Origin of the sequence: Bradyrhizobium genosp. SA-4 str. CB756 (assembly GCF_000473125.1) — a bacterium.
Taxonomy (GTDB): Bacteria; Pseudomonadota; Alphaproteobacteria; order Rhizobiales; family Xanthobacteraceae; genus Bradyrhizobium; species Bradyrhizobium arachidis.
On record NZ_KI421499.1, the window covers coordinates 9400967 to 9418628 of the forward strand.

Consider the following 17662-nt stretch of genomic DNA (forward strand, 5'->3'; position numbering starts at 1 on the left):
CCACTCCTCGATGCCTACAACCTTGTCCTGACGAGGCTTGAGCTGCTGCCGGTTTGATGGACTCCGAGATTGGTGTTTCATGAAGCCGGAGGTGGGCGATGAAGAGACGGAAATTCAGTCGCGAGTTCAAGATCGAGGCGGTCAAGCTGGTTAGGGAGCGTGGGGATGTCGGTGGCGCAGGCCGGGCGCGACCTGGATGTCCATGAGAACGTTCTGCGCAAAAGGGTGAAAGAGTTCGGCTCTGATCCGGTGCAGGCCTTTCCCGGCCACGGGCAGATGAAGCCGGAGCAGCAGGAGATCGAGCGGTTGCGCCGTGAGGTCGCCAAGTTAAAGGCCGAGCGGGATATCCTAAAAAAGGCCGCAGCCTTCTTCGCGAAGGAAGCGACATGAAGTTCGTCTTCATCGCGAAGCACCGGGCGATCTGGCCGGTGGCATGGCTATGCGATGCGCTGGGGGTGTCGCGGTCGGGCTTCCATGCCTGGCTGATCGTTCGCCCAGCGCCAAATCCCGCAGCGACGAAGAGCTCGGCGGCAAGGTGAAGGCAAGCTTCATGGCGAGCGACCGCACCTATGGTGCGCGCTGGGTGTGGCGTGATCTGCTTGCCGATGGGGCGGACTGTGGCCTCCATCAAATCGAACGACTGATGCGCCTGCAAGGCTTGCGGGCGCGGCCGCGAAGCCGGCGCTTGCCGAAGGACAGCGGCGATCGACAGCTCGAGGCCGTGCCGGCGAACCTCCTTGACCGGCAGTTCATTACTGAGCGGCCGAACCAGAAGTGGATCGCCGACTTTACGTATCTCTGGACGGCCGAGGGCTGGCTCTACGTCGCAGCAGTGATCGACCTGTTCTCACGCCGGGTGGTGGGTTGGTCGATGAGCGCCGCCATGACAGCTCAGTTGGTGACCGATGCCCTGCTGATGGCCGTCTGGCGACGCGGCAAGCCGGAAGCACTGTTGCACCACTCCGACCAAGCCAGCCAGTACACCAGCGAGCAGTTCCAGCGTTTGACGGCCGACCACGGCATTATCTGCAGCATGAGCCGTTCCGGTAATGTCTGGGACAACGCGGCGATGGAGAGCTTCTTCTCGTCGCTCAAGACCGAACGGACGGAAGGCAAAACCTACAGGACTAGAGACGAGGCACGAGCCGATGTGTTCGACTACATCGAACGATTTTACAACACGATCCGCAGGCACTCGACCATCGGCTATCTCAGCCCGGTTGAGTTCGAGCGTAAGGTGGGATTAGCTTAACCTGGTGTCCATCAAACCGGCAGCAGCTCATACTACAGCGGCCTGTGCGGGGGAGTCCTCTTGTTGCGGCAAAACGGACCACTCTTCATTGGCTTCGAGCTAACTGGTGCTGTTAGCTCAAACTTGCGCATGATGGATTAGAGCGAGAGTTCAAGTTTTTCAATCAGTTAAAGGGCGGCGTGTGCGCGACGTGTGCACCAGGAGATCAAGGGAAATCCTGCGCAGGTCAACGTGAACAGACCTTTTGAAGCAGGCGGATTGGTCGGGAAGCGCAGCTTCCGTGCACTCGCGCAGCTACCTACGCTGTATTCGTTCCAAAATGCGACCTCTTGGGATGGGACCAATCGGCTCTTAATCAGGGGGGCCCAGCTTAGAGCCCTGGTGCACCCACCATTTTCACTGACTTAGCCGGCAAAACCGTTTGAGTATATGATTTTTCAAACGCGTCATTTTGAAGCGACGGATTTTCATCGGAGGCACCTGCGACCGCAGGCGTGGCAGCTCTGAAGCTACATTGCGGATCGGATTCGTTGTTTTCCAAGAACCGAGGCGATCGGGCGATCGTAATACTTGTCCAAACCGATCGCCACCAGAATGCAAATTGGGACTAGCGCGAAGAGGTAACAAGAAGCCGTCTGCTCAAGATGAGTGGCCTTGAGCAATCCGACCGCCGACATGAGAATTGGAACGTGAATGACGTAGAGTGGATAAGAAAGGCGGCCTAGCTCGCTCAGGAGACGCTGCTTTCGCCGGAGATGGCACGCGACGGACAGACACATAAGAAGTGGAAAGATAAGGACGATCGAAACAGCATCGAGCACAGAACTACTGATCGGAAAGCAAAAGACCGTCGCAAGCAGAAGGATCATCGGCAAGAGCAGGAATGTTGATAGGAATGGTCTGGGCCGATAATACCAGACCAGGACGCCGACAAAGAAGCCGAACAGGGTGCGTACGGCACCTCCGAAAAACGTCGTCCATGTGGCGCCGAGATCGGCGGTGCCGTTTTTGAAGATCATCAGGGTAAGCAGTCCGCCCGTGACAGCAGCGATTGCCCAGGCGCACCTTGTATCGACCCGGGATATCAGCGCCGCCCAAAGTACGTTTACGGCGATTTCAAATGACAATGACCACATCGGAGTGTTGGTGGGAAATGTCGTATCTGTAGGAGCCTGACTTACCCAGGGCTTTGGCAGCAAAGCCGCATTGAAGGCTGTCCCAGCGAGAATGTCAGAAAGTGCGTATTGCGAATATTTCTGCATCGCCAATCGAAGCAAGAAATACCCAGTTCCCAACAAGAGCCCTAACAGGCTAAGCGGCAATAACCTCTTCAAGCGAATTTGAAGGAATTTGGCGACGGTTAGCCTGCGAGACTGAAGACGCTTCGCATAGGAGTGCGAAAGCACAAACCCGCTTAACATGAAGAAGAAATCCACCGCCAGATAGCCATGAGGTGCCAACTGCGGTGCACCGACAATCGAAAGGTGAAAGAGCAGGACGCCAATGGCGGCGAAGCCCCGAAGCGCGTCTAGCACTTCAAACCTCTCTTCTGTCAATCAATACCTCGATATTCTGGCCGACTACGTACCCGTGAAAAATTACCCGCATCAAGCGATTAGATCGACGCGGCGTGATGGCCAACGTCGGCGTCGAGACCGCATCTTTCAAATGCGGATAGAATGCATTCGCTCTCTCGAAGAGGCTAGGCGATATCATAGGCGCTCAATGCACAAAATTGAGCCACTCCTTGGCGGTGGTCCAGTCACCCCGCCGCCACCCATAACGAATAGCCTTCTTCTTTCGCCGGACCGCATAATGATTGCGCATCGGTAGGGATTTCCGTCGGCATCTTGCGGAGCTATTCTAGCTGTCGGAATTGATGTACTCGGAGCTTGTCGAATCGGCCGCCCACGAAACAGTCGGATTGGTAGGCTTGCTGATTGGCAGAGGCCTCCAGACTTTCATGAACGGAGAAGTCCGAGTTGCCTTGAACGGTCCAACCTACGCTGACGGCGAAACTAGTTTTACTCGTCGTTCGATGGCTGTCAGTTCTCTGCCGCGTCTTTTGGGAATTACATCGACTATGCTGGTTGTTTTTCTCGAGGTGCGGTTCACTACCTTGATTTAAGGGATGACTTTTTTGAACATGTCGCTCTGATGGCTGATAGCATTGACTGTGAGCGGTTTGACGCGGTCGTTCTGGGAGCTGGAATTAGCGGCCTGGTTGCTGCCTCAATTTCACAGCGGCAAGGCGCGCGGAGCGTGCTCGTCATCGATGAATATTCTTGGCTCGGCGGCAATCACATCGACTGCAAAGTCGGAGACTATACCTTCGATGTGGGCAGCTACATCTTCCAGGACGACTCTCCTCTGTTGGTGCACTTTCCGGAACTGCTGCCGCTCTATATCCCGATTAGTCCATCGTGGGGCCGTCTGACGCCACAAGGATTTGTGACTCACTACCCGCTGTCCATCGCGGATGATCTGTTGCGAGCTGGTCCGATCGAATGGATTCTGATTTTAGGCTCCATTATCGTGGCTCGTCTGTCTCGTCGCCACATTCGCAGTGCAGAAGACTTTGCGACCTTCTGGATTGGCGCGCGGATGTTGATGCGCTCAGGACTCGGCTACTATTTGGATCGGTTTTATGGTTTTCCAGCCGACAAAGTAGACGCCAAGTTTGCGGAGAAGAGGATGCTCTGGATCCAGGAGCACGCACGTCTCCGCAACCTCCTTCGGCGCTGCGTTTCGCCTGCCCCCTCGTCGCCGGCCAATCAACAACTCGCTCGACCGCGGGAGGGGTTTTCATACCTCTATCACAAGGCAAGGGAGCGGCTCGAGGCTCAGGGCGCACGCTTTCTCTTGGGCGTGAAGATGGGCCGCCTTGAGAGCCATGATGGAAGGTTTTCGATAGCCGTGGGCGACCGCCGGATAGTCGGGGAGCGTCTGGTGTCGACCATCCCTCTATTTCAGGTTCAGGCCCTATGCGGTCTAGAGGCGCAACGAGAGCTTAAAACGGTTACATTACTGAGCCTCTTTTACAGCTACTCGGGTCAACGCGGATTCAAGCAATCGATCTTGTATAACTTTTCGAGCAAGGGCGCGTGGAAACGCCTCACGATGCACTCCGATTTCTACGGCAAGTGCGGCGGGCGCGAATTTTTCTCAGTAGAACTCAATGCTGAGCATGTTGCTCGGGACGCTGGCGCGGCTGACCGCGATTTCAGAGAGCATACAAAAGCCAATCGACTGTTTTTGGGTGACCTTCGCCTGGAGGGCTCTCACCTGCTTTCTAATGCATATCCGATTTACACTGAGAACGCTGATGAGAACGCTAAGCACGCGATGGCTGTCCTCGCTAAACTCGGAATTGAGTCCATCGGACGCCAAGGCAGCTTTGACTATCAACCAACGGCTCGGGATTCGACCTTGAAGGCGGAAGCCGCACTTCGGCGTCGATCTCCTGAGAGCTCCAGCTAGGGCTGGTTCAGAAGGCCAGAAGAGTGGGGAGCCGCAGATTCATGCGCCATTTTTCTGATGCTTCCCATTAAGCCGCGCAAACGACCGCAGTTGCTGCAAAAGACCGGCGTGCTGTCGAGCGCACCCTCGGCGCGTTGAAATGTGACGGCCAGAGTTTCGCATTTAGCGCAAACGGCTTCGAAGATCGCTGGATCTATAGAGGTTGGAGGATCTGCGCTCAACTCTGTTCTCCGATCCTCATCCAGTTCCCATCGAATACCGTTCGAAGCGGTGAGTCAGTAAGCTCCATCCTCGAACACGGCCGGTATTGTTGCGAGCATGATCTTGGTGTCGAGTACTATGGACCAGTTTCGGGCGTAATAGGTGTCACACGCCACACGCCTGCCATACGTGGTGGTACTACGACCGCTCACTTGCCAGAGTCCAGTAATACCTGGCCGGCATGCAAGATAGGCATCGACATTGTGCCCATAGCGAACCAGTTCTTCTTCGGTTACTGGCCGCGGTCCGACGATGCTCATATCGCCGCGTAAAACGTTAAGCAATTGGGGTAATTCGTCGAGGCTGGATTTCCGCATCAAAGAGCCGATGGCCGTTACCCGGGGATCGCAACGCAGTTTGCGAGCGGCGTTCCATTCAGCAGCGGCGGCAGCATCAGAGTCCAATAATCGCTGCAGTCGTTCGGCCGCGTCCGGGACCATAGTGCGAAATTTCAAGCAAGCGAAAGTCTCGCCATTGAAACCGACCCGCCGGTGGCGGAAAAGTGCTGGCCCTGGCGAAGAAAGTACTGTGGCCGTGTAGCAGATTAAGAATAGGGGAGATAACAGCAGCACACCGAAAATTGCTATCAGAACGTCCAGCACTCTCTTCGTTGCTGAACCTGTGGGGCACTTCACCGTTTGCGCCGGATGAGGCGTCTCGACGATAAAAGACAGCTTGCCGCGAGTATCGACCAAATCGGCCATTGCGGTACTCCATCAAGCAGAACTTATGTTACTCTTGAAAATAGACAGCTCGAGATTTTCTTCCTCGTGTTTTGCAGTGCGAAGCTTGCGGCTGCCGATCGGTTAACGCAAGGTTAAAGTTTTAGCAGCAGCAGCGTCTTTTTTAGCTTGAGGTTGTGATCAACGTTTTCGGCGCTGTGAGCTATTTCGTGTAGTAGGCGTAGCGCCGATCGGAATATCCCTCAAAGCGACGCATAAAGGTCTCATCAGTCTTGTTCAGGACCGCTCCAATTAGTCGCTCCGAAAGCAGTGGAGATGAACGAACGGCTTTGAGAACCTCATCGGTCGAGTTGCCCCATTCCACCACCATGATAAACGCGTCGAACAGCCCCGCGACGGCCTTTACGTCAACGATCGGTAGGATCGGCGGCAGATCGCATAGGATATAGTCGTAGTCTTGGCGGGCCCTTTCCAGTTCTTTCCTGATCGAAGGCGCACTGAGAACGTCGGAGCTGTTCGAGGGCCTCGCAGTAGCGGGGGACGGTATGACATCGAATCTGAAGTTGGGATCAGGGATGACGACGTCGGCCACTGCCAAACCCTCAGCAGCCATCTTCTGCAACCCGCGTTCATCGATATAACCGAGCGTTTGGGACAGAGCGGGACTGCGCAAGTCGGAGTCAATGACGAGCGTGCGCGCCCCGGTCTTTGCCAGGAAAGCTGCAACCGCAGCCGCGACCGTTGTTTTGCCCTCGCCGGGGAGCGCCGAGGTGATGCCAATGACCTTGGCCTCGCCGGGATAAAGGTCAATCGCAACTTTGATATAGCGTAGCGCCTCAGCGGTAGCTGAGAAAGGAGGCGCCTCGTTGATTTGGCGAAACGCTGAGGACCTTCCGCGTAATCTAGCTTTGAGTCTGGATAATTGAGGAAAAGCGGCGAGGCAGCTCGTCCCCAACAGCGTTTCAAGCTGATCACGCGTATGCACCCGACGATGCATGAACTGCTCGCGGGCTATTGCGCTCAGCGCGCCAAGCCCCAATCCGCACATCATGGCGAAAGCCAAAGTGATTCCTACCTTTGGCGAGCTCGGCTTACTCGGAGCCGAGGCCTCGGTAACTACGCGAGCCTCCGTTGACGGGAATGATTGCTGTTGAACCGACTGCGTAAACCGTGACAAGAAAGCTTCGTAAATTCCGCGATAGGTATTTGCTCCAGTCTCCAGTTCGCGGAGCCTGACCTGCGCCTGCCGTGTTGATCCAGACTGTTGGAAGATCTCGAGCATTCGCTTATCGATGGCGTCTTCCTGGGACTTGGCGATCTGCAGCTCGCTTTTATAGCTCTCCGCGATACGCGAAATTTCGTCCCAAATCGAACGTTGCAGCGCTGCCATTTCCGAACGCAGATTCTTCACTGCCTCGTGATCGGGTCCGTACCGGACACTCCATTCAGCTTGCCGATTTTGATTCTCAAGGAATTTCTGCCGAAGCTTGGTGATGACTTGGCTGTTAAGAGCGTCCGTAACAACCGGATCGGGAATGGCGAAGTTTTCTTTCTCCGGGCGCTGTTCAAGTATGAGCTGTATCCGATCCAGCTTTGCCCGCGCTTGGCTTGTATCGGCGCGGGCTTTTGCGAGCGCCACGCCCAGTTGGTCGAGCTCAACCTCGCTCGCGAGCTTCCCTTCTACTCCGATGATGATGCCATTCTCGGCCTTGAAATCTTGAACCGCCTTGTAAGCGTTGCTTGCCTGCTGGCGAAGTTCGCTGATCCGTTCTTCCAGCCAAGCGCTCGCGCGGCGCGTGGCCTCATACTTGGCCTGCAGCCGGTATTCGATGTAAGCATCGGCGAATGCGTTTGCAATTCGCGCAGCCTTGTCAGGGTCCAAGGAAGTATAGGCTATCTGTTCGACATAACTGCGGCCCAATCTCGTAACACGTAGATTGTCATTGAGGTTTGCAAGTGCTCGACGCTCCAGCTCGGCAGGGGAGAGACGCTCATCAGACTTCGTAGCCAGTCCAAATAGTCCGGCAGCGCGGCCGAGGAGGCCGTGGGCAGGTCCAACAAATTCGGGGTCCTCGGTGAGATGCAACCGGCGTATGACGGACTTGCCGACCTTTTCCGATTTTGTGGTTTCAATCTCGCTTTCGACGATCGAGTCGTCGACACCACGGGTCTCCTGTGAGGTTTCAGACTGGGGCGCCGTGATACCTTTGGTGTCTACGAACATGTCCGTCTGCGCAGTGAATTTGCGCGGGGCGAATCCGACATAAGTGGCTCCAAGCGCCGATGAAAAAATTGTCACGAAAGCGATGAGACGCCACTCGCGACGAAGGAAGTCCCGCAATTGGAGCAACGACTTCGTCTGGGCATCCAAGCCACTGTCTGCCAAGCCAACGAGGGGCCGAAGGTCGCCGGCAATGTTCATCGCGCTGCTGCCCTCACTTAATCAAATCAGTCTTCTAGATCACGTCTTCAAATGAGATCTGCGTCCTGAAATAAGGCCGAATACAAGCCCATCTGGGGGCAGCTCTGTACAAGCCAGTATTGCTGATCAACTCGCGCGTTCGGAGCACAAAGAAAGTGCAGCGTTGCCTGCTGCTTGATCAACGCGGCGCCGGTTGCCGAGAACCCATGCCGCCCAATGAGTCCTAGCAAAACGCGGTTGCAGTCTAAGGCGGGTCCACACAGGCCGATGACGTTTACGATGGTGCGGCTGTCCCTCAGGTGGCGGCCCACTGGCGAAACGAGGATTGATACCGCAGGTTTTGTGGATCGCGCTGCGAGAGGAGGGTATCGATATGGGCTCGCATCTTCCGGACGAATTGCTCTTGGTTGAAATGCTCGGCGTGAGCAGTGATGGCGTCGGAGTCGAATTCCATGGCAGAAAGTCGACTAACGGCATCCGCGATCGCATCGACGGTTTGCTCATCGAAGAAAACGCCGGTCAGATCTCTTGCGATAGTTTCCGTCGCGCCTCCGCGTCCAAACGCAACAACGGGACGGCCGCTCGCCATGGCTTCGACGGGAACCATTCCGAAATCCTCCTCACCGGGAAAAATCAATGCGCGGCAGCGCGCGTACCGGTGTTTAAGGATCGCAAACGGCTGCGGTCCGAGTACTGAGACTGTCGGTCCGGCAAGGCGGCGGACTTCAGCAAGCATTTCGCCGCCGCCTATTACGACCAGGTTCAGCTTCAATTCATTGAAGGCGCGTACCGCAAGGTCGGGCCGTTTATAGGAGACGAGCTCGCCGGCCATCAAGTAGTAGTCCGCCACCTCGGAGTATGGCACCGGCGAGAATGCCTTGGTGTCAACGGGCGGGTGGATGATGGTGGCATCGTTGCCATAGTAGCGGCGGATGCGCGCCGCAACCGTTGCGGAATTTGCAACGAAGCTGTCAACTCGGACGGCTGAGGAGACGTCCCAAAGCCTCAAATAGTGCGCAAGTGGCGGCATCGCCAAACGGGTGAGCAAGCCTGCGCTCTGCCGATAGTCGTGAAACATGTTCCAGATGTAGCGCATGGGTGTGTGACAATAGCAGACGTGTAATGCGCCGGGCGCGGCCATGACGCCCTTCGCAGGCCCCGACTCGCTGCTGATGATCAAGTCATACGCCCGCAGATCAAGCTGCTCGAGCGCCATCGGCATCAAAGGAAGGTAGGCCTTGTACAAGTGCCGCGCGCGAGGAAGCCTGTTTATAAATGTCGGAACGACGCGATGCTTGCGAATAGTCTCAGAGACCATCTCCGGGACATAGACGTGTGTGTAGATGTCTGCGCCTGGATACATTTCGCATAGCGCTTCAACGACCTTCTCGCCGCCGCGCATTCCAACGAGCCAATAGTGGATGATGGCGACTTTCAATGGCATCATTTCACCAAGCAAGATAAGTCGGTTCGTTCCCATTGGAGACGACGCGCGGGACTCAGGGAGGCAGCACGGCGGGACCCCGAGGGCAGCCCTCGGGAGGGCCTGCATCGCGTGCGAATACGTGAACGTAGTCGATGAGAAGCGTGGATGGATTGGGGGTGCGGTCGATCGGCCACCCTCCACCGAGCGCAAGATTCACAAGAGGATAGAGCGGGCCGTCGAGTTCGGGAGGAGTTGGCTGCGTCCATACGGGCTTACGATCTAGGAAGAACACAATAGCCTTCGGCGAAATATCGACGCCGAAGGTGTGGAACTCGTTTATGAGAGTATCGGCAGGGATGTCGATCTTCTGAGCCTCGCCGCGTATCTTCTGCCGATCCTTGTACCAGATGTGCGTCGCGGCCTGATAGGCAGATGAAAATTGGCCGTAGTATTCGATGACGTCGATCTCGACATTGCCGTCTGTGATCGCCGCCGGCTTCAGGGCAGCAAGCCAGAATGCCGGCCAGTTGCCGTCGCCGGGAGGCATCTTCATCCGCGCTTCGAAATAGCCGTAGCGTGTTCCGGTCCCTGCGCCAGATGCATCGGCTGCAGCCAGGAGTCCTGACGTCCACCGGCCGTTTTGATCCTTCGAAGCGGTGATGGAAAGAAGTCCATTTTCAACTTTGAACGGCCCGTTTGGTCCGGGATTTGCGAATGCAGCATCGCCAAAATCGCCAGCCCACGGCGTATGCGCCGTCCATCGTGCGGGGCCGATGCGGCTGGCCGACGCACGGAGCTCGTCGAACTCTTCGAGCAACACGGGGCGGAGTTCGCATGACTGCGGCGACCCGGCTGCGAATACACAACAGAGCGAAACACTCAGGGCGAGGAGTGCGCCTCCGCCTGCAAACATACGGCCATTCATAGGACAGGCTCCGATTGATGATAGCCACGGATCTCACCAGCAACTGCGCTCATTCCGGTCATGAATCACACGGCCTTCAAACTGTTTGTGAGTCGAATTCCACAGCCGTACAGCGAAGCGACATAGACTGCGCCGCCAAACAACGAGACTGCGCCCAGCTCCAGCAGAGCAGGAATGCGTGTCTCGGTGAGCGTATGTCTCAAAACGATAACGAATACGGTCATGACTGCGCATGCGGCGGCCACCTGCCATAGTTTGGCTAGTTCCGAAGCAGCACTAGTACCGACAAGTTGCCGGGCGGCAAGGAGTGAGAGAACAAACAAGATGAAGGAGACTAGGCCGCGCGCGGCGATGACCCCGATCAGCGAGTAAAAATACAGACCGAGAGACATTAGAATGACCTTTGAACACAGTTCAACGAAGGTCAGCCGAAAAACCAAACTGGTCTGGTTGGTCGCGAGCGCCAGAGAATGGAGAGGCTGATAGAAGGCACTAAGGACGGTCGAGAGAGCAAGCCACCGCAGATAGAGGCCGGCATCGTGCCATTGCGGACCCAACAAGACTTCGGCAATCAGATCAGATGTCAGAGACATACCGATGCAGGTTGGCGCCGCAAGGAGCATGGTGAAGCGGGATGCCTTCGAATACGCATTGCGCAGTCGGTCCGTGCTTGGATTGATTTGAGCCAATGCCGCCATGAGAGGTTGCATGGCCGGGCCAATCAGGCTTTGCGTGGGCATGACTGAGAGGTCGCTGGCGATCGTGTATTGACCGAGTGCGGCTTTGCTTAAAGAGAACCCGAGGAGGATGCGATCAAATTGCCAGCTCAAGGCAATTAGGATCTGCGCTCCGCTGAGCCAGCCGAGAAAAGCCGAGAATTCCCGAAGTTCGGAGAGCGACAGGCGCGGTCTATAGGGGGCCAACAGGTACGACACCGATGTTGCGCCAATGGCCGCAGATATGCCACCGGCCACAATTGCCCAATAGCCGGCTCCGAGTGACACCAAGGCGAATGCGGTTGCAGTAGCGATGAGCTTGCCGGCGGTCTCAGCAAGGAACACTTGCTTGAAGCTCATGCTGCGGACGTATTCAACCATGCCCGGGCTGTAGAAGCTGCGCGCTAATGGTCCGATCCCGCTTGCTAGAATTAGAGCGATTAGTCGGGGGTCGTTGTAGATGTGTGCAAACGGCCATGCGGCGAGCAACAGCACCGAGCTCAGTGCAATGCCCCTGATCGCGCTCAACGTAAATGCTGTATCCAGGTGACCTCTCGTCACACGGGGCAATCGTGTAAGGGCTTGGAGCGTTGGTACCTCGAGCACCATATCCGCGATCGTAATCAACGTAGCTGCGAGAGCCGTAAGTCCGAAATCACCAGGTGTCAGAAGCCGAGCGAGCACAAGAAGAGTAAAGAAGTCGATTAGTCGGCCAGACAACCTGGACGAGACCGTCCACGCAGCCCCCAACATGGTCTTGCGAGTCAGCACGAGTGCCGCCTAGTCTTTCAACAACGTGGCATGTTGCGGACGTTGCGCGCTTATCGCAAACGAAGCCGCCTTACGGAAGGTTGCGGACTGAACCGCACTACGAATCTGCAGTCCCATCGCTATTGACTTTCGCTGAGAGAGGTACTTGCGTGGCTGACGTCATTTTGTCGCCTGCGCCCATGATCTTTGCCGCACGTTCTGGCTCGATGCATCCTCGCAGTACATCAGAGAGGCCACGAATATTTCCTCGCAACCGGCCCCGCCGATCGATGAAGGGTTCGGGCTTCGCGGAGTGTGCAAGATTGCTGGCGACATTCCCAAAGATATGGCTCGCAGCCTGACGAGTGGTCATTGTACCTTTACACACCAAGTAAATTGGATTGACCACCTGGGAATAGCCAAGCTTGTCTCCCGCAACCCGCCCGCCCTTGACACCCATATGAACACCGCGCGCACGCGCTGATTTGATCAGGCGTCCTCCCCGCTTCACGAGCGCCGCACTAAAGTCCCTGTCTTCCTGCCAACCGTAGAGCACAAGGCGCTCGTCAAACCTCGTATTGCCGATCGCCGAAGCACGAAAAGCCATATTGCAGCCATATGGGCTAAATGGTTCGATCCGTATCGAGCCTTGCGGGCCGCTTTTTTCTGCAAGGATGCTCAGCGCTTCGTCAAAGCTTAATCCCGGCCCGTGAATGCCATCGGCAAGGAGATGGCCCGTAAGCCCGATGACATCTGGCTCGTCGCGAAAAATCATGGCGGCGGCCGCTAACCAGTCCGGATCCGCAACAAAATCATCATCAAAGAAAGCCACGACCTCGGCCGCATTACCCAGGGCGGCGAGGGCGGTATTTCGCTGAGCCGGCAATCCAGGAGGACCGAGGACAACTCGAACGCCCGGTAGATCCGCCGCTTCGCCGGCGTCCTCCGGCAGGACGCCGGAGACGACAACGGACTTGGGCTGCAGGGTCTGATTCCGGAGCAGGTGCGTGAGGGTGGCGGTGACGATTTCAGGGCGGCCTCGCGTTGCGACTGCGACGGCTATGCTCGGTAGGGGCTGGGCTTTCACTGTAGGTGTGCTCGAGGCGCGTCTGGGTTCGTGCATGAGTTCGAGATAGCCGGAGGCGGTACTCTCCCATGAGAAATGTCGGAGCCGGTCGCGTCCCTTTCCGACAAGTTCAGTTCTTTGCTCCGTCGAACTTGCGAGCTGTCGAACCTGTCGAACCCATTCGGCAGGATCGTCGGGCGCGGCAAGCAGGGCCGCGTCACCACACACTTCAGGCATGCTAGCGCGGTTGGACGAAATGACCGGACACCCACGGGCCATCGCTTCAATGATGGGAAGCCCAAACCCCTCGGTCCACGACGGAAAGAGCAAGCACAACGCTCGCTCCATCAGGTACGCGAGATCGTCATCCGTAACATAGCCAAGCAGTTTTAGCCCTTGCGCGCCGGTCAGGCTCTCGGGGGTGTAAATATCCGCGCCTCCCCCTGCAACAATCACGCTGAGATTCATCGTCGCAAGTTCCGGTGCAATTTTGAGAACGAGCTGCAGATTCTTGTGAGAAGCGCGCGATCCCAGCGCCAATACAAAACGTCCATTGGGCACGGCTGAGGGGGCGATGTGGGCGCGACTTGGCTCCCAAGTCAGTGCGTGTTCGTGGCCGTTTGGAAGGACCGCAATGTCGGCGGCGCGCACAGGAAGGTGACAAGCAATTTGGCGGGCCGAGGCGGCCGAGACAGTCGCAATCCTGGCAGCACGCTTGGCCAGCAACGGTTGCAGGGTTCGGTACGTCGTGCGGAACAGCGAGCGATAGCTCTCCGGCGCTACAAAGACGTTCGCGTCGTGAATACATAGCACCTGATCGGACTTGATCACTGGCGCGGTGTTGCAAAGATTGAGGAGCCGGTCCGGCCATCGCGTCGGAAGCACTATCTGCTCCCAGAGATGCCCAGCAAACGGCCCGGCGGTTACGAGGGGGATAGACTGGAATCCCGGATCGGCGGCATCAGCTGGAGCAATGATCGCGGCTTCTTTGCCCCGCGCCGCGAGTGATCTATTCATGGCGGCACTGACATTATGGGCGTACCGCTGAACACCCGTCAGCGGTTGAGTCAAGAACCGACCATTTATGCCGAAGTTGGCAGACGAGCTCATACGTTCGCTCCTGATGCAGGGGAGGGCGCGAGCAGGATGGGTGCAAGCTGGTCACGAGGGGCGGAGCACGCAAGTCCGGCGAGAGCGTAAAACAGTAGGCCTTGCTCTACCGTGGGAGCGGCTAAAGTGTCTCCTATCATAAGCGCCAGGCAGCCGGTCCGGGCTGCAATGCAGGCATCCGCCTCAAACGTATGGGGGGCATTCCGTTGCCCGAACAGCGCCGACATTACGAAAAGCCAGTAGAACATCGTCCCGGGGATTCCGACGTTTGAGAGGAGTGCGATCGGAAGGCTCGAGGTGCGTACGGTCCCCAACCCGACACCCAATCCAAGAGAATCAAAAAAGTTCTGCATCGCATAGGTGTTCCAGGAGCTGCGCTCGATGGCCGAAGTCGAAGACGACTTGTTGAGGATGACCGTGTCCGCGTAGCGCTGCACGATTTCCGAGGCTCTCTCATCGAGAAGTACAGCAAGAATCAATGTGATCAGAAGGACAGGGGCGCATAGTGCTGCTGCTGAACTGAAAGGGCGAGCGGAGTCAAAGCCAGTACGCCGCAGCATTGAGATATATAGGATCAAGAGCACCAACGGAGCGCCCGCCAGCCCGGTAGAAGACGTAGATAGAATGACGAGAGCGAGCGAGGCGGCAGCCAAAAGGCCGGTCAACGTGGCGTTCCTGCCGAAAAGAAAGAGCGTACCTGTGAACGCGACGGCACCCAGTGTTGCGCGGGCAAAGGCGGATGCTTCCGGGTAGGAACCGACGATGCGCTTTGCGCCATTCACCTCATCGTCGAAGTGCATGGCGTACTGAGCATTGCGCATGAAACTGAGAAGTGCCTGCGTCCCGGTCGCGTATGTGGCGACGTCCAGCATCGCCAGCAGAACATTGCCCGCAGAATAGCATAATAGCGCGGTGACAATGGTCCGAAAGCCGCCGTGGCTCGAACCGATCGCAACTGTCATTCCAAAACAGGTGAGATTGGCTATCATGTAAATGGACTGCGTGAAATTGCTCGATACCGGGCCAAGAGGGACAGTTGTCCCGGTGTTGGCATATTCCGACGCTCCCAATGGAACGATCTGCGTTCCGCCAGCCAGCAGCCGCGGAAGCAGGAAGGCCGAGCCAATGCCGTAAACGACCAAGCACAACAGCCAAAAGCCGGGCTGGCCGAAGCTAACGGCTCTGACTGCCGCCGCGGTCTCGCGCCGGCTGGCAAGCGCCATTGCAAACACAAAGGCCAGAAACAGATGGCCTGGTTGGATGTTCGCACCGCCGACCAGAATAGCGGCCGCAGCTCCGAACAGAGTTGTGCAGATGAGCACGCTGAATGTGACGCGCTGGCCGAGAGGCAGGCAAAGCAAACCGAGCAGGACAGTTAGCACTCCGATCGGTTCCACACTCATTGCGCGCTAACCTTGATTGTACCGGAAGCTCCCATGACGTCCTTCGTCACCAGATACTGTTTTGGCCAAATCGATGCTGCAGACTCGCGGGATCGTTCCCCAGTTGGGTGGCAGCCTTTACTATTGGCGCGCTATCACGGCTCGCACTGAGTGCATGGAATCGAGCACAGGGAGGAGAGCATGCTTCAGTACGGGGAATTCCCGCGCAATCGCACCTTCGCGCCAAAGTTCATCTCGGAGCGATGCCAATCTGCTAAACGTAGGTTGAGCTTGACGCGGGCCAAACACGTTCAGGACATCCGGCCGGCCAAAGTCCACCGATCGGCCAGGAAGGTCGAGGCAACGCAACACCCCCGCGGTGGGGCGCGTGATGGCCTTCTTCAGGCAAACCCAAGCCAACTCGGCATCGATCGATGCTTTGGCTGCGCCTTCGATCGAAAGCTCATCGATGTAACTCAGTGCTCCCGAGAGGAGATCGTTTCTGTGGCTCGGATCAATGAACCCGTACCGGACGTCCCCGCAGTTGGCCGCAACTTCGTCCCCTGCGCCTTCCATGAACAAGCGAACTGACGGAATTGCCGGCTCAAACAGGCTCTCGATGAGATGCCAATACCGCAGGACGCATGAGTGAACGTCGAGAGGGCTATAGCAATTCCGCTCTACCACTAGGCCAGCGACCTTTTGGAAATGCTCCTCGCCATGTTCTTTGTAGTTCGCCCGCGCGAATTGAATAGTTTCGATATTAAGTGCGGGAAATGCGCTCGCCAACAGGCGCTGAGTGCTGCCGTAAAGGCCTGTGTCACAAAGTAGTATCCGTGAGGAATCGTTACGAAGCGTTGAAAAGTGGCGCTCGAACAGTGCATTCTGCTGCCGTATGTCGGACAACACCTCTTTGGCGGAATTGTCAAAAAGCATTTTGAGAAAGTCACTCGCGGCAAATGGCCTATTCCACTGGTCTGGAAGGCTGTACCGGCGTCCGCCAAGCGCGCTCGCTACGTCCGAAAACGAGCGACTGCGGAATTCACGGGAAATTTCCTCAACCGCTGAAGAACTGCGCGTTAGAATTGCGGCTCGCGCGGCGACCAGTCGCGAAACCATGATATTGTCCCGCCGCATTCCCAAGGGAAGCGAAAGTCTTGCGAGCACCCGCTCGAAGGCTTCCCTAATTCCGACGCCCCCTCTGGCACAAAACAACAACGCAGATCTGTCGTGCGCCTCAACTTCGGCGGCATAAAGCCAAATGCGCAAGCAAAATTGCGTAACGATCGGCCCAAGGACGAAATGTCCAAAGGCATAGGCGTTTTCCAGCGTCGCCGGCGGCCGTCTTGCAAATCGGGTCTTGGAAGAGAGAGCGACCCTCATCATGGCCAAGGCGCCGTTTGCCTTGCGAAGATGGCCAAGCCAAATCGGGCGAGGTGTATGAACGGCGGTGATGCCGTGTGCTGACGCGTTCCTGACATCGGCGCGGACGTCGTCGCCGATATGCAGGATGCGGCCCAGCGAGACGCCTTCTGTTTCCGCAACATGAGGAAATAGATCGCCCTGCCGCTTCGTACGTGCACAATCGGCGCTGGTGTAGATCTGATCGATGAGATCCCTGACGTAAAAGTGACGAATTAGTTCGCGCACATCTTCAGACGACAGCATGGTGTCGCTGACGGCAACGATACGGCGACCTGCATGACGGTGCGCGAGCAGAGCGTTGGCCAAATGGCGGTTTAGGATAAGCGACCGTTTTTCGACGTCCAGCTCGATCGCCAATCTCGCCGGGATCTCTGAGGTTGGAAGGCCCAACAGTTTGAGTTGCCGTCCGATGACGTCCGTCAATCGCACCTCGCCGGATCTGCCGACTTCGAGGGCCCTAAATGCCAGCCGCTCCGCTGCAGCTCGCGCGGTCATCAGCAACGATGGCTCAATCTGCCACCCGCGCGCGGCAAGAGATCTGCTGAACAAATGCTCACCTTGCCTAATGCGTGAGCGAGCGGATCTCGTTGTTCGCAAGAGAAGCGTATCGAAAACATCAGTCGAAATCAGATCGATCGCACCGGAAGAGCTGATGGACGCAGCAAGTTCCTGTGGACTCATAATCGAAAACTCCAAACTGGTGACGACTACCCCGCTTTAAAACACCGAATGCCTGCAGTTATGATCTGCACTACAAAGTTCCA

10 protein-coding genes and 1 pseudogene are annotated in these 17662 nt (G+C 56.8%); 2 read left to right on the forward strand and 9 right to left on the reverse strand.

The genetic code is table 11. The features are described 5' to 3' along the window. The first annotated feature begins 98 nt into the window (after positions 1-98). A pseudogene (locus tag BRAGE_RS51380) lies at positions 99-1252 on the forward strand (IS3 family transposase). 509 nt (positions 1253-1761) lie between these two features. Here the strand turns inward: BRAGE_RS51380 and BRAGE_RS0145550 are convergent. Continuing rightward, on the reverse strand, positions 1762-2808 hold the full coding sequence (locus BRAGE_RS0145550) for an acyltransferase family protein (RefSeq protein WP_028146521.1): 1047 nt from the start codon (positions 2806-2808) through the stop codon (positions 1762-1764). A 601-nt stretch (positions 2809-3409) separates the two neighbouring features. On the opposite strand from BRAGE_RS0145550, the gene BRAGE_RS0145560 reads away from it, so the two are divergent. Next, complete coding sequence (locus tag BRAGE_RS0145560; RefSeq protein WP_027564659.1) at positions 3410-4732, forward strand: NAD(P)-binding protein; 1323 nt, start codon at positions 3410-3412, stop codon at positions 4730-4732. A gap of 275 nt (positions 4733-5007) precedes the next feature. Here the strand turns inward: BRAGE_RS0145560 and BRAGE_RS54060 are convergent, their stop codons facing one another. The 8 genes from BRAGE_RS54060 to BRAGE_RS0145600 form a co-directional block, all read right to left on the reverse strand. Beyond that, complete coding sequence (locus BRAGE_RS54060) at positions 5008-5697, reverse strand: sugar transferase (RefSeq protein ID WP_084335048.1); 690 nt, start codon at positions 5695-5697, stop codon at positions 5008-5010. A gap of 181 nt (positions 5698-5878) precedes the next feature. Beyond that, entirely contained in the window at positions 5879-8098 is a 2220-nt protein-coding gene (locus BRAGE_RS0145565) for an AAA family ATPase (protein WP_027564658.1), read from the reverse strand. A 295-nt stretch (positions 8099-8393) separates the two neighbouring features. Beyond that, entirely contained in the window at positions 8394-9536 is a 1143-nt protein-coding gene (locus BRAGE_RS0145575; RefSeq protein ID WP_028146522.1) for a glycosyltransferase, read from the reverse strand. Positions 9537-9597: 61 nt separating this feature from the next. Further along, the gene (locus tag BRAGE_RS51385; RefSeq protein WP_231164133.1) at positions 9598-10344 is read right to left on the reverse strand and encodes a glycoside hydrolase family 16 protein; all 747 of its coding nucleotides are present in this window, start codon (positions 10342-10344) and stop codon (positions 9598-9600) included. A gap of 170 nt (positions 10345-10514) precedes the next feature. Continuing rightward, positions 10515-11918 (reverse strand): lipopolysaccharide biosynthesis protein, encoded by a 1404-nt coding sequence (locus tag BRAGE_RS0145585; RefSeq protein ID WP_231164415.1) that lies wholly within the window; start codon positions 11916-11918, stop codon positions 10515-10517. A gap of 115 nt (positions 11919-12033) precedes the next feature. Then, positions 12034-14091, reverse strand: a complete 2058-nt coding sequence (locus BRAGE_RS51390; RefSeq protein WP_063617241.1) for a glycosyltransferase — start codon at positions 14089-14091, stop codon at positions 12034-12036. Further along, positions 14088-15494 (reverse strand): hypothetical protein, encoded by a 1407-nt coding sequence (locus BRAGE_RS0145595; RefSeq protein WP_027564655.1) that lies wholly within the window; start codon positions 15492-15494, stop codon positions 14088-14090. The genes BRAGE_RS51390 and BRAGE_RS0145595 overlap by 4 nt, the downstream gene beginning before the upstream one ends. Positions 15495-15614: 120 nt before the next feature. Next, positions 15615-17579 carry a hypothetical protein gene (locus tag BRAGE_RS0145600; protein ID WP_035732120.1) on the reverse strand — a complete coding sequence of 655 codons (1965 nt, stop codon included), beginning with the start codon at positions 17577-17579 and terminating at the stop codon, positions 15615-15617. Positions 17580-17662 lie beyond the last annotated feature (83 nt).